This is a genomic window from Streptomyces sp. NBC_00986 (assembly GCF_045162565.1).
Taxonomy (GTDB): Bacteria; Actinomycetota; Actinomycetes; order Streptomycetales; family Streptomycetaceae; genus Streptomyces.
The window spans coordinates 4084401-4109518 of sequence record NZ_CP108733.1; the positions used below are offsets into that span (position 1 = coordinate 4084401).

General features: G+C 71.0%; 21 protein-coding genes and 1 riboswitch. Of the genes, 13 read left to right on the forward strand and 8 right to left on the reverse strand.

The genetic code is table 11. The annotated features are described in order from the left end of the window. Window positions 1-249: 249 nt before the first annotated feature. The 3 genes from OG504_RS17505 to OG504_RS17515 form a co-directional block, all read right to left on the reverse strand. Window positions 250-1038, reverse strand: a complete 789-nt coding sequence (locus OG504_RS17505) for an enhanced serine sensitivity protein SseB C-terminal domain-containing protein (protein ID WP_033282774.1) — start codon at window positions 1036-1038, stop codon at window positions 250-252. 151 nt (window positions 1039-1189) lie between these two features. After that, window positions 1190-1975 carry an enhanced serine sensitivity protein SseB gene (locus OG504_RS17510; RefSeq protein WP_405990661.1) on the reverse strand — a complete coding sequence of 262 codons (786 nt, stop codon included), beginning with the start codon at window positions 1973-1975 and terminating at the stop codon, window positions 1190-1192. A 64-nt stretch (window positions 1976-2039) separates the two neighbouring features. Beyond that, a complete protein-coding gene (locus OG504_RS17515; RefSeq protein ID WP_405996358.1) occupies window positions 2040-2723 on the reverse strand; it encodes an AAA family ATPase in 684 nt (227 codons plus the stop codon). 149 nt (window positions 2724-2872) lie between these two features. Next, window positions 2873-2972, forward strand: a riboswitch (glycine riboswitch). A 144-nt stretch (window positions 2973-3116) separates the two neighbouring features. On the opposite strand from OG504_RS17515, the gene gcvT reads away from it, so the two are divergent. The 6 genes from gcvT (at window position 3117) to OG504_RS17545 (ending at window position 13980) form a co-directional block, all read left to right on the forward strand. After that, window positions 3117-4244: a glycine cleavage system aminomethyltransferase GcvT gene (gcvT, locus tag OG504_RS17520; protein ID WP_405990662.1), complete on the forward strand. Its 1128-nt coding sequence runs from the start codon at window positions 3117-3119 to the stop codon at window positions 4242-4244. Between the two features lie 111 nt (window positions 4245-4355). Further along, window positions 4356-4733: a glycine cleavage system protein GcvH gene (gcvH, locus tag OG504_RS17525; protein ID WP_019058529.1), complete on the forward strand. Its 378-nt coding sequence runs from the start codon at window positions 4356-4358 to the stop codon at window positions 4731-4733. Between the two features lie 38 nt (window positions 4734-4771). Beyond that, entirely contained in the window at window positions 4772-6031 is a 1260-nt protein-coding gene (gene glyA, locus OG504_RS17530) for a serine hydroxymethyltransferase (protein WP_405996359.1), read from the forward strand. Between the two features lie 90 nt (window positions 6032-6121). Further along, window positions 6122-7489 (forward strand): L-serine ammonia-lyase, encoded by a 1368-nt coding sequence (locus OG504_RS17535; protein ID WP_405990663.1) that lies wholly within the window; start codon window positions 6122-6124, stop codon window positions 7487-7489. A 564-nt stretch (window positions 7490-8053) separates the two neighbouring features. Next, entirely contained in the window at window positions 8054-12703 is a 4650-nt protein-coding gene (locus OG504_RS17540) for an RICIN domain-containing protein (RefSeq protein WP_405996360.1), read from the forward strand. A gap of 113 nt (window positions 12704-12816) precedes the next feature. After that, window positions 12817-13980, forward strand: coding sequence for a DUF6183 family protein (locus OG504_RS17545; RefSeq protein ID WP_405990664.1), 1164 nt, complete (start codon window positions 12817-12819; stop codon window positions 13978-13980). A 47-nt stretch (window positions 13981-14027) separates the two neighbouring features. Here OG504_RS17545 and OG504_RS17550 read toward each other — a convergent pair whose 3' ends face one another. The 4 genes from OG504_RS17550 to OG504_RS17565 are packed head-to-tail and all read right to left on the reverse strand — an operon-like array spanning window position 14028 to window position 17006. Beyond that, window positions 14028-14816 (reverse strand): polysaccharide deacetylase family protein, encoded by a 789-nt coding sequence (locus OG504_RS17550; protein WP_405990665.1) that lies wholly within the window; start codon window positions 14814-14816, stop codon window positions 14028-14030. 45 nt (window positions 14817-14861) lie between these two features. Further along, window positions 14862-15899: an ABC transporter permease gene (locus OG504_RS17555; protein WP_405990666.1), complete on the reverse strand. Its 1038-nt coding sequence runs from the start codon at window positions 15897-15899 to the stop codon at window positions 14862-14864. After that, window positions 15896-16810, reverse strand: coding sequence for an ABC transporter ATP-binding protein (locus OG504_RS17560; protein ID WP_405990667.1), 915 nt, complete (start codon window positions 16808-16810; stop codon window positions 15896-15898). Before OG504_RS17560 ends, OG504_RS17555 begins: the two co-directional genes overlap by 4 nt. Beyond that, window positions 16803-17006 (reverse strand): hypothetical protein, encoded by a 204-nt coding sequence (locus tag OG504_RS17565; protein WP_405990668.1) that lies wholly within the window; start codon window positions 17004-17006, stop codon window positions 16803-16805. Before OG504_RS17565 ends, OG504_RS17560 begins: the two co-directional genes overlap by 8 nt. Window positions 17007-17172: 166 nt before the next feature. Between OG504_RS17565 and OG504_RS17570 the strand changes: the two genes are divergently transcribed. From OG504_RS17570 to OG504_RS17585, 4 genes are all read left to right on the forward strand, one after another. Continuing rightward, on the forward strand, window positions 17173-18381 hold the full coding sequence (locus OG504_RS17570; RefSeq protein ID WP_405990669.1) for a sensor histidine kinase: 1209 nt from the start codon (window positions 17173-17175) through the stop codon (window positions 18379-18381). Continuing rightward, window positions 18378-19043, forward strand: coding sequence for a response regulator (locus OG504_RS17575; protein ID WP_405990670.1), 666 nt, complete (start codon window positions 18378-18380; stop codon window positions 19041-19043). The genes OG504_RS17570 and OG504_RS17575 overlap by 4 nt, the downstream gene beginning before the upstream one ends. A gap of 101 nt (window positions 19044-19144) precedes the next feature. Further along, complete coding sequence (locus OG504_RS17580) at window positions 19145-21145, forward strand: alpha/beta hydrolase family protein (protein ID WP_405990671.1); 2001 nt, start codon at window positions 19145-19147, stop codon at window positions 21143-21145. A 154-nt stretch (window positions 21146-21299) separates the two neighbouring features. Beyond that, window positions 21300-21680: a DAPG hydrolase family protein gene (locus OG504_RS17585; protein WP_405990672.1), complete on the forward strand. Its 381-nt coding sequence runs from the start codon at window positions 21300-21302 to the stop codon at window positions 21678-21680. Window positions 21681-21743: 63 nt separating this feature from the next. Here the strand turns inward: OG504_RS17585 and OG504_RS17590 are convergent, their stop codons facing one another. Then, entirely contained in the window at window positions 21744-22328 is a 585-nt protein-coding gene (locus tag OG504_RS17590; protein WP_405990673.1) for a TetR/AcrR family transcriptional regulator, read from the reverse strand. 220 nt (window positions 22329-22548) lie between these two features. Here OG504_RS17590 and OG504_RS17595 point away from each other — a divergent pair, with 220 nt between their 5' ends. The 3 genes from OG504_RS17595 to OG504_RS17605 all read left to right on the forward strand — a co-directional run bounded on the left by OG504_RS17595 (window position 22549) and on the right by OG504_RS17605 (window position 25046). Beyond that, complete coding sequence (locus tag OG504_RS17595) at window positions 22549-23406, forward strand: alpha/beta fold hydrolase (RefSeq protein ID WP_405990674.1); 858 nt, start codon at window positions 22549-22551, stop codon at window positions 23404-23406. A gap of 391 nt (window positions 23407-23797) precedes the next feature. Beyond that, a complete protein-coding gene (locus OG504_RS17600) occupies window positions 23798-24223 on the forward strand; it encodes an STAS domain-containing protein (protein WP_405990675.1) in 426 nt (141 codons plus the stop codon). A 49-nt stretch (window positions 24224-24272) separates the two neighbouring features. Next, complete coding sequence (locus tag OG504_RS17605; protein WP_405990676.1) at window positions 24273-25046, forward strand: ANTAR domain-containing protein; 774 nt, start codon at window positions 24273-24275, stop codon at window positions 25044-25046. Window positions 25047-25118: the final 72 nt, after the last annotated feature.

A 25118-nucleotide genomic window follows, 5' to 3' on the forward strand; every position in this document is an offset into this window, starting at 1 on the left:
TGTGTCTGAGTCGCGAGTCTTCAGCGTGGCTGCGATCACCCGCCAGGTCTGACGGCGAAAGTATGCGCAACCGTGATGCTTAACTAGGGATTCCGTTATCCGAACAGTGGGTAACGCACCCCGGACGCCGGACACTTGGGACAGAACAGAGATTCGGCGTCTTTCGGGGCACCACACCGCCGTCTACGCGCGAAGAAATGTGCCGTAGACGTAAATCCTGCGGAGAAGCTGAGAAGAGGACTCGCGGGTTCAGTATCCACCACGGACGGGCGGGTATCCGTACCCACCCGCCTGAGCGGGCGCCGCGTGGGCCTCACGGTCGTAGAACGGGCGGGCGTTCGCCCGCAGCCACAGGGCCACCGGGTCGTACTCGTCGGACATCGCCACGGTCGACACCGGCAGTCCGTCGGGGACCGCGCCGATCGACTGCTGCATCATGCCGCGCACCGAGTCCACGGCGGGCGGGCTGGTGTCGTAGACGTCCAGACCGATCGCGAGGTACGGCGCTCCGAGCGCGGGCTGTACCCAGGCGCGGCGCAGCGCGCGGACCGCCGGGGTGCGGTGGGCGTTCTGCGTGAGCAGGGCGTAGAACTGCGGGACCTCGATGCCCGGTTCGGACAGGCGCAGGGGGCCTGCCGGCTGGCGTTCCAGGCCAGTGGCGATTCTGCGGAGGTCCAGCCAGGGGATGCCGACGCCTCCGCCCGGCGCGTGCGGGTTGAGCCAGAGGCCGAAGTGGTCGGGGTAGAGGGTGCGGGCCACGTCGAGGCCGTCGACCACCTCGTAGGAGCGGTTCCAGCCGCTCGCCGACAGCTCCTGGGCGGAGGTGACGCAGGGGGCGTAGCCGTACTTGTCGACCTGCATGTTTCCGTACTGGGCGTCCGGGGAGCCGGACTGGCCGTGCCACAGGAGCATCCAGATCTGACCGGAGTGAGGGGTCGCGAGGGCGCGCAGGAGCGCCTCGTAGGCGTCGTAGCGCCCGGGCGTCACCTGGCGCAGCATGTGCTCGACCTGGCCGGTCGCGGTGCCGCTGGCGCTCACGTGTCCGCTCCTTTTTGTAGGTGCCCTGCGTTTGGGAACAGCTTAAGCGCCCAAGGGGTGGGGGCCTTGTGTGCGTTGGCGAGTGCGGGTCGAGTGTGGCTGGTCGCGCAGTTCCCCGCGCCCCTGAGGATGCTGCCCCTCGGGGTGCTTGCTAGTGACCCTGTGTATAGAAGGGACGTACCGTCTGGCGCATCCAGTCCGCCACCGGGTCCTGGGTTACGTCCAGGAGGACCAGGTTGACCTGCCACTGGACCGTTACCTGGCCCAGTGCCCGGGCGAGCGCTTCCATCGGGGCCGCTCTCAAGTCGCCGTCCCAGTTGGTCAGTTCTACGCCTACGAACATCACGGGGGCGGCTGTTTCGATGGCGGCGAGGCAGCGGCGGGCCGAGCCGACCACGCCGATCGCGGCGAACTCGGCGGAGGCCGCGGTGAGGAAGTCGACCGGGTCGTCCTGCCAGTCGGGTTCGAAGAGGCGGACGCGGCCGCCGCTGGTGGGGCCGTCGAGGGCGGTGCGGCCGATGCGGCACAGCTCGGCCACGGCGAGGGGCGGGAGCGGGACGCCGACCATGCCGCCCGGGTTCACCGCGAGGCCGACCTGCGGGGGCAGCCCGCGGGCGAACTCCACCGCCGGCGCGATCGTGAACGACAGATGCGAGCCGACGACCTGGCGGAACTGCTCCTCGGAGCTGAACACCGGGACGTACGCCTGCCCCTCGATGTCCAGTGTCGGCAGGTCCAAGGGGCCGCTCTGCGGGCCGCCGCCGCTGGGGAGCGGGACCCAGACGAAGCTGCGGCCGAGCACTTCGACGATCCGGCCGCCGGCCGAGGGCATGCCGAGGGACGCCGAGAGCACCTCCTCCAGCTCGTTGCCCGGCCATCCGCCGTGCGGATGCGGGTGGGGGTACGCCTGACCGGGGAAGTCCGCCGGGAAGTCCATCTACCTACCGCCTGCTGGTGAAACCGCCTGCTGTAACCCTGCTGTGGCTGAAAAGGCTAGCGGCTCAGTCCGCGAAGTCGATCCGGCGCAGCACGTCCGCCGCGTCCCGGTCCAGGAGGATCGCCGAGTCGACACCCCGGGGCAGATCACCGCGCTCCACCTCGCGCAACAGCCGGGCGGCGGCCCTGCGGTGGCGCAGGAACGCGTACCGCGAGACTCCGCGGCCGCGCTCGCGCTGGCCGTCGAGCGCGGTGTCCGGGGTGACGTCGAGGAACACCAGGTGCAGCGCACCGCCCCGGCGCCCGGCGGCCCGGGCCAGCCAGCCGCGCACCCAGGTCTGCGTACCGCAGTCGTGCACGACGGCTCCGGACGCGGAACGCAGCGCGCGGTGCAGTCCGGCGTAGTGGGCGAGGCGGACCAGGGGGCGGTAGACCGCGTAGGGAAGAACGCCGGACACGCGGGTGTCCCAGCGGTCCCGGGTGTCCTGGCTGTCGACGCGGACGCCGTCGCCGGCCGCCACCGCGCGCCGCATCAGCGTGGACTTGCCGCTGCCGGGCAGGCCGGTGACCACGACCAGGTCGCGGGGGCCGAAGCGGAGTCCGTGCGGGCTGTGGCCCGCGCGCTCGCGGAGATCGCGGACCGTCGGTACCGGGCGGGCCGGGCATGCCTCCCTGGCCGGGGCCGAGGGCTGCTTGGGCAACGCTACGGCCGAGGTCGTGGCGTACACCGTGGTCCTTGTCACCGTGATCGTCCTCCCTGCGGGGTCAGGAAAGGTTCTCCCCACTGAACGTAAAGAGAAGGTAATGCACGGTGTCTCGCGGTTCCGTTCGCGTCCAGCCACAGGCCTGTTACAAAGCCTGTGCGATGATGTGCCCGCCTAACTGCATACCGGCCGCTTGAATCCGCGCGGGAGAGTCCCCAGACATACGTCATCTGGGGCGCCGAAGGAGCAAGTCCCTCCCTTGAATCTCTCAGGCCCCGTTACCGCGCGGGCGAGGCACATCTGAAAAGCGGACCGCCGGTCACGGTGGTCCCACCCAAGGTGCAACCCATGTCCCGTCCACGGTCATGGCGAACCTCTCAGGTCCCGATGACAGATGGGGAGGAACGACCTCGCCGTCATGCCTTGGGAGACCGACCGATGAGCAGTACCGCCACCCCTGAGACGCGCCGTACCGCGCTCGACGCGCTGCACCGCTCGCTCGGTGCGACGATGACCGACTTCGCCGGCTGGGACATGCCGCTCCGCTACGGCTCGGAACGCGACGAGCACCTCGCCGTCCGCACGAAGGCCGGCCTCTTCGACCTCTCCCACATGGGCGAGATCACGGTCACGGGACCGGACGCGGCCCGTCTCCTCAACTACGCCCTCGTCGGCAACATCGCCTCCGTGGGCCTCGGCCGCGCCCGCTACACCATGATCTGCCGGGCCGACGGCGGCATCCTGGACGACCTGATCGTGTACCGGCTCGCCGAGACGGAGTACATGGTCGTCGCCAACGCCTCCAACGCGCAGGTGGTGTTGGACGCGCTCACCGAGCGCAGCGAGGGCTTCGACGCGGTCGTCCGCGACGACCGTGACGCCTACGCCCTGCTCGCCGTCCAGGGACCCGAGTCCCCCGGCATCCTCAAGTCGCTCACCGACGCCGACCTCGACGGCCTGAAGTACTACGCCGGCCTGCCCGGCACGGTCGCGGGCGTCCCCGCGCTGATCGCCCGTACCGGCTACACCGGCGAGGACGGCTTCGAGCTGTTCGTGTCCCCCGGTGACGCGGAGAAGCTGTGGCTGGCGCTGACCGAGGCCGGGGCGCCGGTCGGGCTGATCCCGTGCGGGCTGTCCTGCCGGGACACCCTGCGCCTGGAGGCGGGCATGCCGCTGTACGGGCATGAGTTGTCGACGTCGTTGACGCCCTTCGACGCGGGGCTCGGCCGGGTCGTGAAGTTCGAGAAGGACGGCGACTTCGTCGGGCGTACGGCCCTGGAGGCAGCCGCCGAGCGCGCCGCCTCGCAGCCGCCTCGCGTCCTCGTCGGGCTCGTCGCCGAGGGCCGCCGGGTCCCGCGCGCCGGGTACCCCGTCGTCGCCGCCGGCCAGGTGATCGGCGAGGTCACCTCCGGCGCCCCCTCCCCCACCCTGGGCAAGCCGATCGCCATGGCCTACGTCGACGCGGCGCACTCGGCGCCGGGCACGACCGGTGTCGGCGTGGACATCCGGGGCAGTCACGAGCCGTACGAGGTCGTGGCGCTGCCGTTCTACAAGCGCGAGAAGTGACAGTCGTCGTAGCGTCACGTCTGTGAACCGGGGCGGATCGCCCCTGCCTGTCGATGTCCTCCGTAGTCCCCCATTCATCAGCACTCCCCCGCGTACAGGAGAATTCAGGCCATGAGCAACCCCCAGCAGCTGCGCTACAGCAAGGAGCACGAGTGGCTGTCGGTCGCCGAGGACGGCGTCTCGACGGTCGGCATCACCGAGTTCGCGGCCAACGCGCTCGGCGATGTCGTCTACGCCCAGCTCCCCGACGTCGGCTCCACGGTGACCGCGGGCGAGTCCTGCGGTGAGCTGGAGTCGACGAAGTCGGTGTCCGACCTGTACTCGCCCGTCGGCGGCGAGGTCACCGAGATCAACGAGGACGTCGTGAACGACCCGTCGCTGGTGAACTCGGCCCCCTTCGAGGGCGGCTGGCTGTTCAAGGTGCGCGTCGCGGAGGAGCCGGGCGACCTGCTCTCCGCCGACGAGTACACCGCGTTTTCCGCCGGCTGAGGAGTCGTAGCACCATGTCTGACCACACGTCCGACCACCTGTCCGTCCTGAACACGCCGCTGCACGAGCTCGACCCGGACATCGCCGCGGCCGTCGACGCCGAGCTGCGCCGGCAGCAGTCCACGCTGGAGATGATCGCCTCGGAGAACTTCGCTCCGGTCGCGGTCATGGAGGCGCAGGGCTCGGTCCTCACCAACAAGTACGCGGAGGGGTACCCGGGCCGTCGTTACTACGGCGGCTGCGAGTACGTCGACGTGGCCGAGCAGATCGCGATCGACCGGGTCAAGGAGCTGTTCGGCGCCGAGTACGCGAACGTGCAGCCGCACTCGGGCGCCTCCGCGAACCAGGCCGCGCTGTTCGCGCTGGCCCAGCCGGGCGACACCATCCTCGGCCTGGACCTGGCACACGGGGGTCACCTGACCCACGGGATGCGGCTGAACTTCTCCGGCAAGCAGTTCGACGTGGTCGCCTACCACGTGGACCCGACGACCGGTCTGGTCGACATGGCCGAGCTGGAGAAGCTCGCCAAGGAGCACCGGCCGAAGGTCATCATCGCGGGCTGGTCGGCGTACCCGCGCCAGCTGGACTTCGCGGAGTTCCGCCGGATCGCGGACGAGGTCGAGGCGTACCTGTGGGTCGACATGGCGCACTTCGCGGGCCTCGTGGCCGCGGGTCTGCACCCGAACCCCGTCCCGTACGCCGACGTCGTCACGTCCACGACCCACAAGACGCTGGGCGGCCCGCGCGGCGGGATCATCCTGGCGAAGAAGGAGTTCGCGAAGAAGCTGAACTCCTCCGTCTTCCCGGGCTTCCAGGGCGGTCCGCTGGAGCATGTGATCGCCGCGAAGGCGGTCTCCTTCAAGGTCGCGGCCGGCGAGGACTTCAAGGAGCGGCAGCGGCGTACCGTGGAGGGGGCGCGGCTGCTGGCCGAGCGCCTGGTGCGGGACGACGTGAAGGCCGTAGGGGTCGACGTCCTGTCCGGTGGCACGGACGTGCACCTGGTCCTGGTGGACCTGCGGACCTCCGAGCTCGACGGCCAGCAGGCCGAGGACCGGCTCCACGAGGTCGGCATCACGGTCAACCGCAACGCCGTCCCGAACGACCCGCGGCCCCCGATGGTGACGTCCGGCCTGCGCATCGGCACGCCGGCGCTGGCGACCCGCGGCTTCACGGCCGAGGACTTCGCCGAGGTCGCCGATGTCATCGCGGAGGCGCTGAAACCGTCGTACGACGTGGCGGGCCTGAAGGCCCGGGTGACCGCGCTGGCGGAGAAGTACCCGCTGTATCCCGGGCTGTAGCCCTTAGGGGACACCGGCGCACACTGGGAGGTGCGCGCCGGTGTCCCACCCCCGCACCACCTTGCTCGTCCCGCGTTCTGAGGAGTCACCGTGGCCATCTCGGTCTTCGACCTGTTCTCGATCGGCATCGGCCCGTCCAGCTCCCACACGGTCGGCCCGATGCGGGCGGCCCGCATGTTCGCGCGCCGGCTGCGCAACGAGGACCTGCTGGACTCCGTCGCCTCCGTCCGCACCGAGCTGTACGGCTCCCTCGGCGCGACCGGCCACGGCCACGGCACCCCGAAGGCGGTGCTGCTCGGCCTGGAGGGCGAGTCGCCGCGCACGGTGGACGTGGAGGGCGCGGACGAACGGGTCGAGCAGATCAAAGGGACCGGCCGCATCCGGTTGTTGGGCGAGCACGAGATCCCCTTCTCCTACGACAACGACCTGAAGCTGCACCGCCGGAAAACCCTGCCGTACCACGCGAACGGCATGACGCTGTGGGCGTACGACGAGGCAGGCACCGAACTGCTGTCGAAGACGTACTACTCGGTGGGCGGCGGCTTCGTGGTCGACGAGGAGGCGGTGGGCGCCGACCGGATCAAGCTGGACGACACGGTCCTCAAGTACCCCTTCCGCACGGGCGACGAGTTGCTGCGGCTCACGCAGGAGACCGGCCTGTCGATCTCCGCGCTGATGCTGGAGAACGAGCGCGCCTGGCGCACGGAGGACGAGATCCGGGCCGGGCTGCTGGAGATCTGGCGCGTGATGCAGGCGTGCGTCTCGCGGGGCATGTCGCGGGAGGGCATCCTGCCGGGCGGCCTCCGGGTCCGCCGCAGGGCCGCCATGTCGGCACGCCAACTCCGGGCGGAGGGCGACCCGTTGGCGCACGCGATGGAGTGGATCACGCTCTACGCGATGGCCGTGAACGAGGAGAACGCGGCGGGCGGCCGCGTGGTCACCGCCCCCACGAACGGCGCCGCCGGCATCATCCCGGCCGTCCTGCACTACTACATCAACTTCGTGCCGGGCGCGGACGAGGAGGGCGTGGTCCGCTTCATGCTCTCGGCCGGCGCCATCGGCATGCTCTTCAAGGAGAACGCCTCCATCTCCGGCGCCGAGGTCGGCTGCCAGGGCGAGGTCGGCTCGGCCTGCTCGATGGCGGCGGGCGCGTTGGCCGAGGTCCTGGGCGGCAGCCCCGAACAGGTCGAGAACGCGGCCGAGATCGGCATGGAACACAACCTCGGCCTCACCTGCGACCCCGTCGGCGGCCTCGTCCAGATCCCCTGCATCGAACGCAACGGCATGGCCGCGGTGAAGGCGGTCACCGCCGCGCGGATGGCCATGCGGGGGGACGGTTCGCACAAGGTGTCCCTCGACAAGGTCATCAAGACGATGAAGGAGACGGGGGCGGACATGAGCGTGAAGTACAAGGAGACAGCCCGGGGTGGGCTGGCTGTGAACATCATCGAGTGCTGAGGACGTGGGCCCCGAAGCGCCTCTCAGGAAGAGCACAAGATAATCACAAAAACCTGGCCGCTTCCGGGTCCTGCTCGCCACAGCGAGCCCGTGACCAGCACGGATGCCCGGCGACGAACCAACCCGGCATCCAGGTGGCCACTTTACGCAAACATTACATGTTCATATGATGCCTACGCATGACCGGGCCTGACCAGCCCGTGTCCGTGCACATTCATCAGCGACCGGGGGAACACCGTCGTTTGCGGGGGAAGGTTCGCTTCGTCATGCCGCCGTACGTTTCCGTACGGCTTCTGGGCTGCTCTTCGGCTGTTCTTCGATGCTCTCCCGGCACGCATCTCCCTTGACGAAGACAAGGATGCTTCTTTGCGTTCCAGACCACGATCCGGCCTGGCCGGATCACGCGGTTCAGGGTTGGTGACCACCTCTGTCGTGGCGCTGGCGGTGCTGGCCGGGCTGGCGGTCCAGCCCGGAGCGTCGCCGTTGCGGTCCGAGCAGGCGAGTGACTCCTATCCCTGGTACGAGGACACGACCGGCGAGCAGTTGCGGCAGGACCAGTGTCTGATGACCGACGTGCTGCGGCTGGGCGGCACGTCGATGGCGGCGACCGCGCAGGACGGCCTGAACCAGACTCCGGAGAAGCTGCGTGTCGCGGCCGACCGGAAGAACTGGGAGAAGACGCCACTGGCCGTCGCCTACACGGCGGACAAGGACGCGGCGAGCAAGGAGGGCGCGGCACTGTCCGCGCTCCAGGGGTCCTGGGAGAAACCGCTGGCCGGTCTGGCGACGCCGGGCGGGTTCACGGAGACCGGGTTCCACTGGCCGCCGGGCACCAGTAACGACGGGCAGCAGTCGTTCCACGGGCAGACCGGTCTGACGTCCTGGATCTCCGACCGGTACTGGAAGACCGACTCCGACTTCTACGACGACGAGACCCCGGCGGCCGACGGGAAGACCCTCGCGGCCGTCGACCAGGTGGGCGTCCCCCTGTACGGGCAGGACCCCAGCTCGGTGGGCAGGACCCGGGACGAGTTCAACCAGGCGCTGGCCGAGCACGCCGCGTTCGAGTGGATGCACGGCGGTCCCGGTGCGAACCCGGGTGCGGACGACGCGCGGATCTTCCTGGCCTCGGGCGGCTTCCCGCGCACCGCACCGCAGCCGGGCACGCCCGAGTACCGGATCGCGGTGGAGGACGTGAAGTCCCGCTTCGCCGCGTGCGGCTGGCGTGATCCGCTGGATCCGAACGGCGTGCTGGACGACATCACGTCCACCGCGGCCGGTGAGTGGCAGCAGGAGATCGCCTCCCAGGCCACCCAGCGCAACCAGATACTCGACGCCAACAAGGCGGCGGTCGACGGACTGACCAAGGGCACCAAGGCCCTGGGCGAGATGCTCGGGCACTCCTGGATCGCCGACCACGCCACCCGCTGGCAGGACTACTGGTCCGCGGGCGGTATCGGCTACATCGGCGACGCCCCGCTGAGCATCGAGATCCCCGGCGCCAAGGGCAAGTGCCTGGACGTGGAGGGCGGCGGCACGGCCAACGGCACCGCGGTCCAGGTCTACACCTGCAGCGGCGGCCCGGCGCAGGAGTGGAAGGTCGCGGGCTCGTACGCCGGCGGCTACGCCCTGGCGAACACCAAGTCGCAGAAGTGCCTGGAGGTGGCCGGCGGCAAGAACGCCGACGGTACGAAGATCCAGATCTCGGCCTGCAACAGCAGCAAGGCACAGCAGTGGGACTTCGATGTGCGGGCGGCGGGCGTGTTCCGTAACGCCGCGACGGACAAGTGCCTGAACCTGCCCTCGTTCGACAACAGCAAGAACTCCTCGCTGCTGACCTGCGGCACCTCGGCCTCGCAGAAGCTGCGCATCGTACCCAAGGGGCACACCGGCGACACCGGGCTGGGCTACCCGGACAAGGCGCAGTTCACCCAGGCGAAGAACGGGGTGACCGCGGCCCAGACCGGCGCCAAGGCCCAACTGGCCGTTCTCAAGGCGCAGTTGACCGCAGCACAGAAGGCCGCGGCCAGTTCGGACGCCGCGCTGCAGACCGCGTACGACACCGCGGACGCCAACGGTGCGCCGAGGGGTCGGGGGCTGCTGGTGGGTCAGCAGAAGGCGCAGGTGACCAAGGGCGCGGTCGCGGCTCTGACAGCGCTGGTGAAGGCCGGCGAGACGGCCGAGGCCGCCACCCGGGCCGCCGCCGGGGACAGTGCGACCATCGCGCAGCGTGCGCTGGCGCAGGCCGCACAGGCCAAGGCGGAGTTCCGCAAGGAGGCCGCGAAGACGGCCGAGTTCCAGGCCAAGGCGGCCGCGGACGCGGCCAAGGTGCACCGCGACAACGCGAAGAAGGACAAGGAGACCGCGGAGGCCAAGCTCACGGTGGCCCTCGCGGCCGAAGGCGACGCGAAGGCGGCCGCCGCCGACGCCCACGCCAAGCGGCTCACCGCGGAGGCCGAGGAGAAGACGGCCAAGGCCGAGAAGGAGACGGCCGCCGCCGAGCAGGCCGAGGCCGCCCAGCACAGGAAGAACGCCGAGGCCGAGGCGACCAAGGCCAGTGACGCCAAGGACCGGGCCGAGTCCGCCGACAAGACCGCCCAAGGCAGACGGGACGACGCGGTCAAGGCCAGGGATCATGCCAAGGCCATGCGCGACGACGCCTGGGACGCGCGGCAGGAGGCCAACGCCAAGCGGGCGAAGGCCGACGCCAAGGACGCCTACGCCGACAAGCTGAGCTCCGGTTCCGCGGCGGAGGACGCCCGCGCGGCCGCGAACGAGGCGGACAAGGCCGCCGACGACGCCGAAACCGCGGCGGGCAGGGCCGGTTCCGAGGCCAGTGCCGCCACCGAGGCCGCAGCCGCGGCGGATGCCGCCGCCACCCGGGCCGAGGCGGCCGCCAAGCGCGCCCGCGCCGCCTCCGATGCCGCGCAGGCCGACAAGCTCAAGGCCGACGCCGCGGTGAAGACCGCGACAGCCGCCGTCGCCGACGCCATCAAGGCGTCCCAGGACGCCGCCGCCGAGGCCAAGGCCGCGGTCAAACTCGCCGACGAGGCCGAACAGCACGCCAAGGACGCGAAGACCCAGGCCGTCGCCGCCAACGCGGAAGCCGTGAAGGCCATCGCCGCGGCGGCCAAGGCCGCCGGCTTCGCCCACGTCACCGCCCAGGCCGCTGTCGACGCCGCCAAGTCGGCCGAACAGGTCGCGGCCCCCGCCAACGACGCCGTCCAACTCGGCTCTCCTTACGTCGACACCGACTCCGCCGCCGGCCTGGTCGTCCTGACCGGACAGGCGTCGAAGTCGATCGCGGAACAGCAGCAGGCCGTCGCCCAGGCGCACGCCGGCAACGCCGCAGCCGAGGCCCAGGCCGCCAAGAACCTCGCCGACCAGGCACAGGGCGACAGCAAGGAGGCCTACCAGCACGCGGCGAACGCCGCCCAGTACGCGGCCGACGCCCGTACCTACTCCAAGGAAGCCCTCGGCTACGCGGCCGACGCCGCCACCGCCGCTTCCAAGGCGGCCGCCTCGCTGGCCCGCACCATCGACTACGACAAGCAGGCGACCGCCGACGCCGCGGCCGCCGACACGGCAGCCGGCAACGCGGAGGGGTACGCCAAGGACGCCCGCGACTCCGCCGACCAGGCCGAACTCGACGCCTCGGCCGCCCGCGCCGCAGCGGCCCGGGCCGAACAGGACGCCAAGGACGCCCGCGCCGCCGCCACCCGCGCCGACACCGCCGCCACCGAGGCCGAACAAGCGGCCAAGGACGCCGCCAAGTACTCCGAGGAAGCCCAACAGGCCGCCACGGAAGCGGAGGCGGCCCAGGCCAGCAAGAACGTCAAGAACGGCTCGGGGACCGGTGTCGGTGGGGTCTTCTCCGTCATCGACGAGATCAGGCCGCGCGGGGAGCCCGAGCGTCTCCCCAACGAGTGCCACGACGTCGTCGTCTGCGACACGATGGTGTACATCGCGCACTTCGACGCGGTCGTCAGCTTCTACGTGTGCGCGAACCCCGACGTGCCCGCCACCCCGGCGGGCTGCCCGTCCGACGACACGTACTTCCTGAAGACGGTCACCATCAAGGATCAGACCAAGACGGTCAAGATCTCCACCTGGGACGCGACCGTCGATGTCTGGAAGGGCATAGCCAAGTCGATCAAGGGTGACTTCACCGGCTGCTACCACAAGGCCTTCGGCGGCGGCGAGGGCAGTGCGAGCGACTGTTTCTGGGCCGCGTCCTGGCTCCCGCTCGGCGGACCCATCGGCAAGGTCGCCGAGGCGATCCGCGCCGTGGACGCCGCCATGCGTACCGGCATCGGCGTCGCCGACGCGTTGAAGGCCCTGCGTGCTCTGGACATCGACGCGGAGGCGTTGGCGGGCATCGAGCGGTCGGTGAACGCCTACGAGGAATCCCGCATGGCGTGCCGGCCCAACAGCTTCCCCGGCGCCACGCACGTGTTGATGGCCGACGGCACGACCAAGGAGATCAAGGACGTCAGGACCGGTGACACGGTCCTCGCCACCGATCCCGGCAGCGGCCGGACCGCGGGCCGCACGGTCACCGACACCGTCTACACGCCGGACGACACCGACTTCGCCGACATCACGATCGACGCCGGCCGGTCACGGATCACCGCCACACAGCACCACCCGTTCTGGTCGCCCAGCGCCCACCGCTGGATCGACGCCGGCGATCTCGGGCCCGGCCAGACGCTGCGCACCAGCAGCGGAGCAACCGTCACCGTCGCGGGCGTCCACCGCTACCAGCGGCTCCACTCCGCGTACAACCTCAGCGTCGCGGAGATCCACACCTACTATGTGCTGGCGGGTGCCACGCCGGTTCTCGTGCACAACACGTTCTGCCCGGTCGGTTTCGCTGACCTGGGCGGCGGCAAGCTCGAATCGCCCGGCGGGCTGATCTACGGTTTCGACAAGAAGTTCGGCACCAAGATCGACCATGTGCTCTCCCACACGGTGCCCGATCCCTCCAGAGTGACGCACACGGTGTTCATCGAGCAGGACCCCGCCAAGGTCCTCGCCCTGGTGGACGAGGCATGGGCCATGCAGGGCAAGGCGATAAAGGACCCCGCGGACGCCTTCAGGTTCGTCTTCCCCATGGGAAGGACAATCGGAACCAGGGGAGAGAAGTATCTGCAGATCGCGGTCAATCCGCAGACCAAGGAGATTCTGAGCGCCTACCCGGTGGCTTCGCCCTAGCGGTCCGCGTCGTAGAAGAAGCAGAAGAACGGGACTCGGCCGGCGCTGTACGGCGCCGGCCGAGTCCCGACGTGACGAGCGTGAGGCAAAGAGAGTCCACCATGCACAGCGACATGACTCAACGGATCAAAGAACTCCTGGACGGTGACTCCTCGGCCGCGTCCGCGCTCGGCGAAGAGATCCAGCAGCGGGTCTCGTCCGAGGACTTCGAGTGGGCGGCGCTGCTCGGCGCGGAGCTCGCCCGCCGGGCCGCCCATGAGGGCGAGGACTCGTCTGAACACGTCTTCCTGCTCGACCGGTTGCAGACAGCTCTCGCCACCACGCCGGGACAGCCGAGCCTGCGCGCCCTGATGTGCCTGCCGTTGAGTCTGCGGGCCGGAGCGTCGGCACGGACCAGTGCTGAGCGGCGCCTGGCCCAGATGGTGGCCCTGGGCCATCGGCCTTCGGACATCGTCCCGGTCGTCTACGGCGAACAGCCCGGCACCGCGGCGTCGGACGAGTTCAAGGCCTGTCTGCTGCAAGAGCTGGTACTCAACGGTGTCGCGGTCCCGGAGTACCCCCTCCTGCGGTCCTTCGGCGAAGCACTCGTGACCGAGGAGCATCCGCTCGCGCCCCTGCCCCTCCACCTGCTGCCGACGGAGCGTGCGCTGCTCAGGCCGACGCACGCCCCGCACGACTGGACGTGGGCCCTGCCCCCGGCAGCGGTGGAGAAGCACAGCGACCGACCCGAACTCCATGTCTCGCCGGAGATGCGCCGGCGCAGTGCCGCGGTCGATCCGGCGGACATCACCGTCCCGGAGGTCGCCGAGGCCATGAGCGCCGCGGTGCGGCACTGGCTCGAGGAGTCCAACGGCACGGTCGCCGCGCAGGAGTTCTGGTCCGCGTCCGCCGTCTCACCGGACGACTTCGCGGCTGTCTTCGAGCGGCTGCCGCTCACGGCATGGCCGACGGGAGAGGGCAGGGCCCGGCTGCACCCGGCCGGCTCCGACAGGGTGCTGCAGGTGCTGCTCACCGCGGCGGTGCGCAGCCCCGCCTACGGCAGCGGCATGTTCGGTGCGTACGGCCGACTTGCTGCCTGGCGCTCCCTCGGCGGCCTGGTCGGCGCCGCCCCGGACACGCCGCTCCATCACACGGCCATGCTGGTCGAACAGGCACACTGGTTCGTCGCCGACCCCTCATCGGACTGGTTCCACCACGTGGCATGGGACCTCGCCGTGGCCGCCCTGCGACCGGGCGGGCAGGAGATCGCAGTCCTCACCGCCACGGACACCGACTGATTCCAGCAACGTCTGTGGCGTCAGCGGCTCAGGGCTGAAGCACGTACTCAGGGCCGATACACCATCCCCGCCCGAGGCTCGGCCGGCGCCAGGAGTTCGGACACCGTGACGATGGTGTAGCCGCGCTGCTCAAGGGACTTGATGATGCCCGGGACCGCGGGCACCGTGCCCTTGTGGAGGTCGTGGAGCAGGATGATGCCGTCGCGACGGGTCTGGTCGAGCACCCGCTTGGTGATCAGGGCGGAGTCGGTCGTCTCGTAGTCCTTGGCGGTGACGCTCCACAGCACCTGCGCCAGGCCCAACTCCCGGCAGATCCTGGCCACTCGGCGGTTCGTACGGCCCTCCGGCGGGCGCATCAGGACGGGCTTCGTGCCGGTGATCCGTTCGATGGCGTTCTGTGTGCGGGTCAGCTCCCGGCGGGCGTCGGCCGCGTCGATCCGGGTCAACACCCTGTGGTTCCAGGTGTGGTTGCCGATCTCGTTGCCCTCGTTCGCGATGCGGCGGATGATCTCCGGGTACTTCGCGATGTGGCCCTTGCCCTGGAGGAAGAACGTCGCGTGGAGATGGTCGCGCCGGAGGATGTCCAGCAACCTGGGGGTCGTCGGACTCGGGCCGCCGTCGAAGGTGAGGGCCACGCACTTCACCTTGCGGCAGTCGACGGTTCCGGCCGCCACCGGTCCTGACGCCTTGTCGCGGGCGGCGCGGGGTGAGGTGTGGTCGTACGTGGTGACCGTCAGGGCGAGTGTCAGTGTCACGGCGAGGACGGTTGTCGTAGCTGCCGCGAGGGCGATGAGCAGGCGGGATCGGCGTATTCGCCTGAGCCTGTAGAAGGGCATGGGGAACCTCAACCTGGTGCGAGGGGACGGGTGTTGGGTGTCGGGTCAGGCCGACCTGTGGCGGATCCACCACACGCACAGCCCCGCGAGCCCCGCCGCCAGCAGCAGGCACAGGCTCGTCTCCGCCCACTGCAACGGCCACAACTGGGACGACGGATGGAACTCCGCCCAGCGGCCCGTCCTGCCGTGCCGGGCAAGGCACTTGGCGTAGTCGTCGGTCGCGTAGCAGCTCGGCAGGTCCGGCACGTGGCGCCCGGTCGCGTCGACCGCGCCCTCGGAGAGGACCCACGCGTTGGACGGGGCCGCCGCGCCGGTCGTGTGCTGGACCGTGGCCAGGGTGGTGGGCAGCAGGTACCCACGGACCGACTCCAGCAGATACATCGCCGCCGCGCTCAGCACCACCGTCGCGCCCATCGCCAGGACCGTGCGGCGCAGGATCAGGCCCGCGGTCACGCCGATGAGCAGGGAGAGCACGGACAGGCCGACCACGACCGGGCCGATGCCGTCGTACGGATACCACTGCCACCAGGGGAACCACGCCCCCAGCAGGGAGCCCGCCGGCCGCCACCACCAGGTCATCGCGGCGGCGATCGTCCCGCCGATCAGGATCGCGAGAACGACGGGGACCAGCAACTTGGCCGCGAACCAGCGCAGTTGGGTGACCGACTGCGTGCACACGGTGCGGTACGTGCCGGACTCCAGCTCCTGTGCCAGTTGGGGGCCGCCGAGGAAGATGCCGAAGACCAACGGCAGGGCGAGCATGGCCTGGAGGGGGCGGCGCAGCGGGAACTGGTACGTCTGCGTGAAGGAGTTGAGCTTGTGGGAGCAGTCACCGGCCGGGACGGTGGTACCCCGGCAGGCGTCCAGACGACCCTGCGCGACGGCGGTCGTCATCTCCTGGTGGCGCACGATCGCGTACGCCGCTACGGCGAGCGCCGCGCCGATGCCGATCCAGAACGCCAGCCGGTTCTGTCGCCAGACCAGCCAGGTCAGGCCCCGTAGCCGTAGCGACCGTCGCAGTCGGGGCCGTAGTCCCGAACTGGTCGTGGGCGTCGGGTAGTCGGTGGTCAGGGAGTCGCTCATGCCGTCACCTCGCGCCGCGCGCCGACACGTGCCGTGGGTGTGATCAGCGGGGGTGCGTCGTCCGTGCGGAGGTGGGCCAGCAGGAGGTCCTCCAGGGTCGGGAGGGCCGGGGCGTTCTCCGCCGGGAGCGGGCCCTGCGGGCGGATCAGTGCCGTCGTACGGCCGCCCGTGCTGCGGGTCTCGACGGTCACCTGGCCGGGGAGCTTCGCCAGCCGGGCCGCGTGGGCGTCGGGGGCGGAGACGGTGCGGTGTGCGGCGATGAGTTCGGCCACGTCGCCGGCGAGTCTGACCGTGCCGTTGTCGATGAGGACCAGGAAGTCGCAGGCGCCCTCGAGTTCGGAGACGAGGTGGGAGGACATCACGACGGTCGAGCCGTGCTGGGCGGCCTCGGACAGGAGGAGGTCCGTCATCCGGCGGCGGACCAGCGGGTCCAGGTCGGCCATCGGTTCGTCGAGGAGGAGCAGCCGGGGGCGTTTGCCCAGGGCGAGCGCGAAGGCCACGCGGGTGCGCTGGCCGCCGGACAGGGCGCCGACCCGGGCGTCCATCGGGATGTCGCCGGCGGCGATGATCCGCTCGGCGGTCTCCTGGTGCCAGGTCGGGTTCAGCTCGCGGCCGATCCGCAGCGTGTCGGAGACCCGGAAGCGCGGATAGAGCGCCTTCTCCTGGCCGAGGAACGCGGTGTGCTGCCTCGCCTCGGCGGACCGGGCCGCGTGTCCGCCCAGCCGGATGGTGCCGGTGCTCGGTTCCAGCAGACCGGCGGCCAGCGAGAGCAGGGTCGTCTTGCCGGCACCGTTCGGGCCGACCAGCGCGCAGACCCGGCCGGCCGGCAGCCGGAACGAGCAGTCCCGCAGCGCCCAGCCGCGCCGGTAGCGCCGGCCGAGGCCCACCGCCTCCAGCGCCGGATCAGTCATTGTGCTGCCGCACCCGCGCAGCGAGGACCAGCACCGCGGCACCGGCGAGCACCAGGGCCGGCCTGATCAGCGACGGGCCGTAGCCGGGGACTCCGAACCCCCAGGTCGTGAGGTGGGCGTAGAGCCGCTGGGCCAGCGGTACCCCGCCGCAGAGTGCGAGCAGCGCTCCGGACAGCAGGAGGAGGTTCTTCTTCAAGGCCGGGCCTTCCATGAGGGAGCCGATGTGACTCCCGGAACGCTAGGAGCGGCGGTCCGTGGGTGGCTTCGGCTCAAAGTCGGTGGTCCGGCCTCGTCGTACGACCAAGGTCTCTAGACCAAAGTCTGTACGGGGTCCGGCGGCGGCCGATCTACATTTGTGGCTTGTGAGCGGTTACCGGCGTGAGAAGACGATCGACCTGGGCATGGTGGTGCTGGCCCTGGTGCTGTCGGCTGCCCTCGCGCTGGTGCAGGTCAGGGGGGATCTGGCGCTGAGCCCGGGGCTGGGTTCCGGTACCTGGCCGTTCGACCGGCTGGTCTTCGCCTCTCCGCTGCTGATCGGGTTCACCTGGGCGGTGAACCCCGTCTCCCTGGTCGCCATCGGGGCGCTGTGGTGGCGCAGGCGATGGCCGACCGCCGTGGCCGTCGTGGCGATCGTCGCCGCGACCGTCACCCCGGCCGTGGTGCCCCTGATCATCGCGCTCTTCACCGTCGCCGTCCTCAGGCCGGCGCGCACGATCCTGACCGTCGCCCTGCTGGCACTGCTCCCGATCCCCGCCCACTTCCTGAGCAGTCCCTACGTCTCCGGGGTGCCGATCGCCAACGCGGTGATCCTGGGAGTCCTGATCGCCGCCGCGATCGGCTGGGGCCTGTTCGTCCGTTCCCTGAGCGAACGCACCGAACGGGCCGAGGCGGAGGCGGTGTTGCGTGCGCAGCGCGCTCAGCGCGAGGCGCGGGAGGACATCGCGCGGGAGATGCACGATGTGCTGGCCCACCGGCTGTCGCTGCTGAGCGTGCACGCGGGGGCGCTGGAGTTCAACGCCGGGGCGTCCGTGCAGGAGACGACCAGGGCCGCCGCCGTGATCCGGGAGAGCTCTCATCAGGCTCTGGAGGATCTTCAGGTGGTGCTGCAGGTGCTGCGGTCGCCGGCCGGGGGGCCTGTTGCGGACGGGACCCCTGGAGCCCGGCCCGCGCAGACCGGGCTCGGCGAGGTGCCCGAGCTGGTCCGGGAGTCGCGGGACGCCGGTATGAAGGTCGACCTCGACATGGGTGGCATCGGGGCGGACACCGGTAGTGGTCCGACGGGGATCGCCGGGCTCGCCGCCTACCGGTTCGTGCAGGAAGGGCTGACGAACGCCCGGAAGCATGCCCCGGGTGCTCCGGTCACGGTCACGGTGTCGGGCAGCCCCGGCGACGGGCTCACCCTGGAGCTGACCAATCCGGCCGGACCGGGTGGCCCGCGCGACGGAGTCCCGGGTTCCGGGCAGGGGCTGATCGGCCTCGCGGAGCGCGTCGGGCTGGCGGGCGGCCGGTTCGGGCACGGCAGGGACGGAGCGGAATACGCGCTTCGGGCCTGGCTACCCTGGCCCCCATGATCCGTGTGCTGCTCGTCGACGACGACCCGCTGGTCCGCTCAGGACTCCGACTCATGCTCAGCGGCGCCGACGACATCGAGGTCGTGGCCGAGGCGGCGGACGGCGGCGAGGTGCCTGCCCTGGTCGACGAGCACGCCCCCGACCTGGTGCTGATGGACATCCGGATGCCCGGCGTGGACGGCCTGAGGGCGACCGAGCTGCTGCGGTCCCGGCCCGGCGCACCGGCCGTCGTGATGCTGACGACCTTCAAGGACGACGAGCAGGTCCTCGGTGCGCTGCGCGCGGGCGCGGCCGGTTTCCTGCTCAAGCACACCCCGCCCGCCGAGATCGTCGCGGCGGTGCGCCGGGTGAAGGCGGGCGAGCCGGTGCTCTCCCCCGCGGTGACCGAGCAGCTCATCGCCCGGGTCACCCAGGGCGGCGACGGTACGGTCCCGCGCCGGCCGGAGACCGCCGAGGCGCGCATCCGGCTCGACCGGCTGGGCGACCGGGAACGCGAGGTCGCCGTGGCCGTCGGCCGGGGCAGGACCAACGCGGAGATCGCGGCCGAGCTGTACATGAGCGTGGCCACCGTCAAGGCCCACGTCTCCCACATCCTCACCAAGCTGGAACACACCAACCGGGTCCAGATCGCCCTGACCGTGCACTACGCCGGCCTGGTCTGACCCCCCGCACACGGAACGGACGGAGACGACCCGTGACATCCGGCCCGGCCCCTCACGGTTCCTGGACCTCGCCGATCACAGCGGACCTGGCATCACGCGGAATGACCGCGGGCCAGATCGCGGCACCCTCGTATCTCGGCTTCCAGGGCGAGGAGTTGTGGTGGATCGAGCCCCGCCCGCAGGAGGACGGGCGCTCGGCCCTGATGCGCAAGCGGCGCGCGGACGCCGCCGCCGAGACCGTCCTGCCCGAGCCCTGGAACATCCGCAGCCGCGTGATCGAGTACGGCGGACGCCCCTGGGCCACGGCGGCCGCCGAACACGGCATGCTCGTGGTGTTCGCCAACTTCCCTGACCAGCGGCTGTACTTGTACCGCCCGGACACCGAAGGCGCCGTGCCTCAACCCTTGACGCCGGTCTCCCCCGTCGGCGGCGGACTGCGCTGGGCGGAGCCGGAGTTGGACCTGGCACGGGGCACGGTCCGTTGCGTACTGGAGGAGTTCACGGGCGAAGGGCCCAGCGACGTACGCCGGTTGATCGCCGAGGTCCCGCTGGACGGCAGTGCGGCCGAAGACCGCGGCGCCGTACGGGAGTTGAGCGGCGACCGGCACCGCTTCGTGTCCGGCGCCCGGATCTCCCCCGACGGTTCACGGGCCGTGTGGCTCGCCTGGGATCACCCTCATATGCCATGGGACGCGGCCGAGTTGAAGGTTGCCGAGGTCGGTGACGACGGACGCCTCCGTCACGCCCGCACGTTGCTCGGAGGGCCCGGTGACCCCGTGGCCCAGGCCGAATGGGCCGTGGACGGCACGCTGTTGGCCGCCTGCGAACGTACGGGTTGGTGGAATCTCCATCGCGTCGACCCCGAGACCGGCGCAACTCGCCCCCTGCACCGGGCGGCGGAGGAGTTCGCCGGGTCCCAACGGCTCGGCCTGCGCTGGTTCGCGCCCTTGGCCGACGGCCGGATCGCCGTGCTCCACGGCCGGGGAGCGCAACACCTGGCGGTACTCGACCCGGCCGACGAAAGCCTCGTGGACGTGCCGGGTGACCGGACCGAGTGGCTGCCGCATCTCGCCGTATCGGGGTCCCGGATCGCGGGCGTCGCGGCCGGCCGCGAGACGTCGTACGAGGTCGTGGAGGTGGACGCAGGCGCACTCACGACGGGCGCGGCCGGGCAATCCACCACCGAAACCGCCGGACACCTCACCCTCCGCGTAGCCGGGCACCGGCATCAAGTCTCCGTGGATGCCGCCTACTTGCCGGAGCCGGTAGCCCGTGTGTTCAAAGGCCCGGACGGCCAGGAGGTGCACGCCCACCTCTACGCCCCACGCCACCCGGACCACACCACCGGCCCGTCACCGGACGACGGCCCCGCACCGTACGTGGTGTGGGCGCACGGCGGTCCGAGCCTGCGCGCGCCTCTCTCCCTGAACCTCGAAATCGCCTACTTCACCTCGCGCGGCATCGGCGTGGCCGACGTCAACTACGGCGGTACGCCCGGCTATGGGCGTGAGTACCGGGAGCGGTTGCGGGAGCGGTGGGGTGTCGTCGATGTGGCCGACTGTGCCGCTGTGGCACGGGAGTTGGTCGACGAGGGTGTGGCCGATCGCGCCCGGCTGGCGATCCGGGGCGGCAGTGCCGGTGGTTTCACCGCGGCGGAGTCCCTGATCACCACGGACGTGTACGCGTGCGCGACCATGCTCTACCCGGTGCTGGACCTGGAGGTCCTGGCCGCAGGGGGTTCCCACGACTTCGAGTCGCACTACTTGGAGTCTCTGATCGGCCCCAACTCCGGGGAATCGGCGGCGCGTTACCGGGACCGCTCGCCCGCCGCCCACCCCGAACGCATCACCGCACCCTTCCTCCTGCTGCAAGGAAGCGACGACCCCGTCTGCCCGCCCGCGCAGAGCCGGGTGTTCCTCGCGGGCGCGTCCGCCGTCCCGCACGCGTACCGCCTCTTCGAAGGAGAGGGCCACGGGTTCCGCCGCCGGGACACGATGGTCGCCGCACTGGAGGCCGAACTCTCCTTCTACGGCCAGGTCTTCGGCTTCACACCGCCCGATGTGCCGGTGCTGGACCTGAGTACGGCCGGAGGGTCCCGCTGACGAGCCGTGAGTGTCGCGATCGCGGTGTCGAGGGACCGCTCCAGCGCGGCCGGCCGCCGGTGCACGTCGCCGGCAGGGTGCCGCCCTGCGACGCGGCCGGCAGCAGGCGCCCCGCGCCCCCGGGATCGGCGTCCGCGCACACCCGCCCCTCGGCATGGGCCCGTACGACCAGACCGGCGAGGCGCGCCTTCCAACGGCCGAACAACTCCGCGAGGATTTCGCCCAGTTGGGAGTCGCCGACTGCCTGCCCGGCGACACGGTCGTCGTCGCGCGGATCGGGCCGAGCACCGCACCCGCCGCGTTCGGGTGGATCGTCCACCAGGTGGATGCCACCGGCTCCGGTTCCGAGATGCGCACCCGGTTCTTCCTCAACTACCCGCAGTACCTCACCCGGCCGCCGGCCGGACGCGCTCCCGCCGGTGCGCCCGATCTCCAAGCGCTCGGGGTCGCCCTGCCGCATCACCGCGCGGCCGAGATGAACCGCGTCGCTTCGTTCCTGCCCGAACTCCGCGAGGCGATCGACGGAACACCGTGAGCAGCGCCGACCACCCACCGCCGAGGGCCACTCACCACCCGCCGGGCTTGAACTCGGCGGCGTTCACGCGGAGTTGCCCGTGACCGCCTTCGTCGTGGCCTGAAGGACCGCGTCCAGAACGCTCTTGGCCTGATCCCCGTCGGGCAGTGCGCGGGCGATGGTGACCGCGCCGACCATCGACGCCACCGCGGCCCAGGCCCGCTTCTCCTGTTCGTCCGGCGGGCCCTGCATGGCGGGGGCGAGCAGGGCGACCAGGTCGAGCATGCGGCGCTGGTACACCTCGCGGACCGAGTCGCTCGCCCGGGACACGTCCGCGCTCAGTGACGGCATGACACAGCCGTGGGCGACATCCCCGCGGTGGTCCTCGCTGAGGTACACGCCGAGGAACTCCACGAGCCGGCGTCGGCGTTCGGCGGGGTCGGGGTCGTCGACGACGGCGAACTCGGCGCCGAGCTGCGCGTCGACCACCTGCTCCAGGAACGCCTCCTTGCTGCCGAAGTTCGAGTACAGCGCCCCGGAGGTGACCTGGGCGGAGGCGGCGAGACCGTCGACCCCGATGCCCTGGAACCCCTTCTCCTTCAGCGCCTGTGACGCCGCGGCCAGGATCGACGCCCTGGCCTGCTTCTTGTGGTCCTTCGGATACCGCATCGCGAGCCCTCACCCATCCTTCCCGGCCTTCCGGTCCACGGCCTTTTCTGTGCTCCGGCCGTCGACCTGCCTTGCGCTCCGGTCTACGACATCGTAGCGTAGCGCTCGTTATATAACGATCGCTATGCCATAGCTTCGCCCCCGGCCACCGGCGACGCCCCACATGGAGCCCCGCACGGAGCCCCACGCAGCGTCCCCACACACGAAAGCGAGCACGATCATGTCCGCGACCCACACCGAAACCGTCACCCACAACGAGGCCGTCACCCGGTCCGTCGATGTCGGCGGCACCCCCTTCGCCTACCGCGAGGTCGGCCCCACCACCGGCACCCCGCTGGTGCTCCTGCACCACTTCACCGCGGTGCTCGACGACTGGGACCCCGCCGTCGTCGACGGCCTGGCCGCCGCACGCCGGGTCGTCCTGGTCGACCTCAGGGGGGTCGGCGCCTCGGGCGGCACCACTCCCGACAGCGTCGAGGCCATGGCGGTCGACGCGATCTCCTTCATCCAGGCCCTCGGGCTGACGACGGTCGACCTGCTGGGCTTCTCGCTGGGCGGCATGGTCGCGCAGGAGATCGTCCAGCGGCGCCCCGACCTGGTCCGGCGGATCGTCCTGGCCGGCACGTCACCCGCGGGCGACGCGGGCCCCGCCGACACCCTCACCGTCCTGCAGAACGCCATGCAGATCGCGGGCGCCGAGGGCAAGCACCCCAAGCACTTCCTGTTCTTCTCCCCCACGGCGGCGAGCCAGGCCGCGGCCGACGCCTTCCTCGGCCGCCTCGACCAGCGGACCCAGGACCGCGACACCGCCGTGACCGACCAGACCATCGGCGCCCAGGTGACCGCCCTGGCCAAGTGGGAGCAGAGCAGCACGAGTTCGGGCCTCGCGAACGTCCACCAGCCCGTGCTGGTGGTCAACGGCGACGACGACACCATGATCCCGACGATCAGTTCGTTCAACCTCGCCGACCAACTGCCCGACGCCGAGCTGAGCATCTACCCGGACTCCGGCCACGGCGCCCTCTTCCAGCACCACGAGCTGTTCGTCCAGCAGGTCCTGGACTTCCTGCGCGACTGAGCCGCATCCAGCGGCCGCCGGCCGACCGCTTCCGGGGGCGCCCTCGACCACGGGGCGCCCCCAGACCATGCCTGGAACCAGTGACCGCGCCTCAACTCCCCCCGGCGGCCGTGCCCTTGTGACCGGGCACGGCCGTCCGCGCGTCACACTTCCCTGCGCGGACCGCCCACGGACCGGCGCGAGGACTATGCTGCTGTACGGACGTCCCAGACCCCGGCGGCTCGTCGTAGCTCGGCACAGATGCTCGGCACAGATGGTCGCGGAGAGCGGATTCTTCGTCCGTCACCCGGCGCATCCCCGCACGCCCCCCTCTGCCGGCAGAGCGCCCTCGGCGCCGGAACTCCCGTCGCCACCACGCCCGTTGCCGGATGGTCCCCCGAACCGAGGCGTCATGCCCCGCACACAGCTCACCGTCTACCGCCATGACCGAAGGAAACGGGCACTGATCACGCTGGTCGGCGAGATCGACCAGGAATCGGCCCCGCTGGTGCGCACGGCACTGGCCCAGTGCCTGCACGACGGCATCCGTACCCTCGACATCGACCTCACCCCCGTCACCTTCTGCGACTGCAGCGGACTCAACGTCTTCCTCGTCGCGGCGCAGCAGGCCGCCGAAGCCGGCGGCACCCTGCGCCTGCACCACCCGCCACCGACACTCGGCCTGATCCTCGAAGTCACCGGCTCCCGATTCCTGCTTCCCGATGGCCCGTTGGGGTGCCTGTCATCGCCCGTGGCGGGTGTCCCCGATCCGCCCACCCACACCTCCCCGCGTCGAAGGGGTCCGCTCACCTCGCTCCTCTCGGGCGACGCACGGTGACCGCCCGGCCGGGGCGGGTCCGGAACGACCTCGGGACGCGGTGGCTCGAATGAGGGCCGGCAGCCGGTCGGCCCGGATCCAGGTGCTGGTCGCCGAACAGGCGGCGCGGCGCGGCGGGCGGGCCGGTGTGGTGGACGTGTGCACCGCGGCCGTGGCCGCGTTACCCGTCGGCGGGGCGGGGCTGTCCGCGATGTCCCGCACCGCGACGAGCCATCCGCTGTGCAGCACCGACGACATCAGCGAGCAACTGGAGGAACTGCAGCTGACGTTGGGCGAGGGCCCGTGCGTGGACGCGTTCCTGGACGGTTCGGCCGTCCTGACGCCGGACCTCCTCACCGGCCAACTCCAGGACCGTTGGGCCGTGTTCGCGGACGCGGCCCTGGAGGTCGGGGCACGCGCGGTGTTCGCGCTCCCCCTCCAAGTGGGCGCGATCAGCCCGGGAGTTCTGGACCTGTACGCCGACGTGCCGACCGTACTGGACGCCGAACAGCTCGCCGACGCCCTCGCGTTCGCCGATCTCGCGACACTGCTCCTGCTCGACGCCCGGATCGACGAAAGGGGCGGGCCGTCCGGCCAACAGGCCCCGGCGGACCGGGACTTCGGGGACCTGGACGGATACCGCGCGGAGATCGACCAGGCCACCGGCATCCTCACCGTCCAGCTCGGCATCGGCATCGACGAGGCCTTCGTACGGCTGCGCGCCCACGCCTATATGCGGGGGCGCCGGCTCGCCGACGTGGCCGCCGACATCGTGGCCCACCGGCTTCGCTTCTCCCCGCACGCGGAGCCGGACCAGGACGACCGGTCCGACGAGGACACCTGACGCACCGACCGGCTCGTCGCCCCGCGTATCGCCGCCGGCCGGCGGACGTGCCGCACCTCCCGCCCCCTCCCG

Bases quoted from the DNA above. Each gene is read 5' to 3' on its own strand.
- gcvT (WP_405990662.1), top strand. From the start codon at position 3,117: ATGAGCAGTACCGCCACCCCTGAGACGCGCCGTACCGCGCTCGACGCG.
- OG504_RS17575 (WP_405990670.1), top strand. From the start codon at position 18,378: ATGATCCGTGTGCTGCTCGTCGACGACGACCCGCTGGTCCGCTCAGGA.
- OG504_RS17545 (WP_405990664.1), top strand. From the start codon at position 12,817: ATGACTCAACGGATCAAAGAACTCCTGGACGGTGACTCCTCGGCCGCG.
- OG504_RS17510 (WP_405990661.1), bottom strand. From the start codon at position 1,975: ATGGACTTCCCGGCGGACTTCCCCGGTCAGGCGTACCCCCACCCGCAT.
- OG504_RS17600 (WP_405990675.1), top strand. From the start codon at position 23,798: ATGCCCCGCACACAGCTCACCGTCTACCGCCATGACCGAAGGAAACGG.
- gcvH (WP_019058529.1), top strand. From the start codon at position 4,356: ATGAGCAACCCCCAGCAGCTGCGCTACAGCAAGGAGCACGAGTGGCTG.
- OG504_RS17560 (WP_405990667.1), bottom strand. From the start codon at position 16,810: ATGACTGATCCGGCGCTGGAGGCGGTGGGCCTCGGCCGGCGCTACCGG.
- OG504_RS17580 (WP_405990671.1), top strand. From the start codon at position 19,145: ATGACCGCGGGCCAGATCGCGGCACCCTCGTATCTCGGCTTCCAGGGC.
- OG504_RS17605 (WP_405990676.1), top strand. From the start codon at position 24,273: ATGAGGGCCGGCAGCCGGTCGGCCCGGATCCAGGTGCTGGTCGCCGAA.
- OG504_RS17595 (WP_405990674.1), top strand. From the start codon at position 22,549: ATGTCCGCGACCCACACCGAAACCGTCACCCACAACGAGGCCGTCACC.
- OG504_RS17590 (WP_405990673.1), bottom strand. From the start codon at position 22,328: ATGCGGTATCCGAAGGACCACAAGAAGCAGGCCAGGGCGTCGATCCTG.
- OG504_RS17585 (WP_405990672.1), top strand. From the start codon at position 21,300: ATGGGCCCGTACGACCAGACCGGCGAGGCGCGCCTTCCAACGGCCGAA.
- OG504_RS17555 (WP_405990666.1), bottom strand. From the start codon at position 15,899: ATGAGCGACTCCCTGACCACCGACTACCCGACGCCCACGACCAGTTCG.
- OG504_RS17550 (WP_405990665.1), bottom strand. From the start codon at position 14,816: ATGCCCTTCTACAGGCTCAGGCGAATACGCCGATCCCGCCTGCTCATC.
- OG504_RS17540 (WP_405996360.1), top strand. From the start codon at position 8,054: ATGACCGACGTGCTGCGGCTGGGCGGCACGTCGATGGCGGCGACCGCG.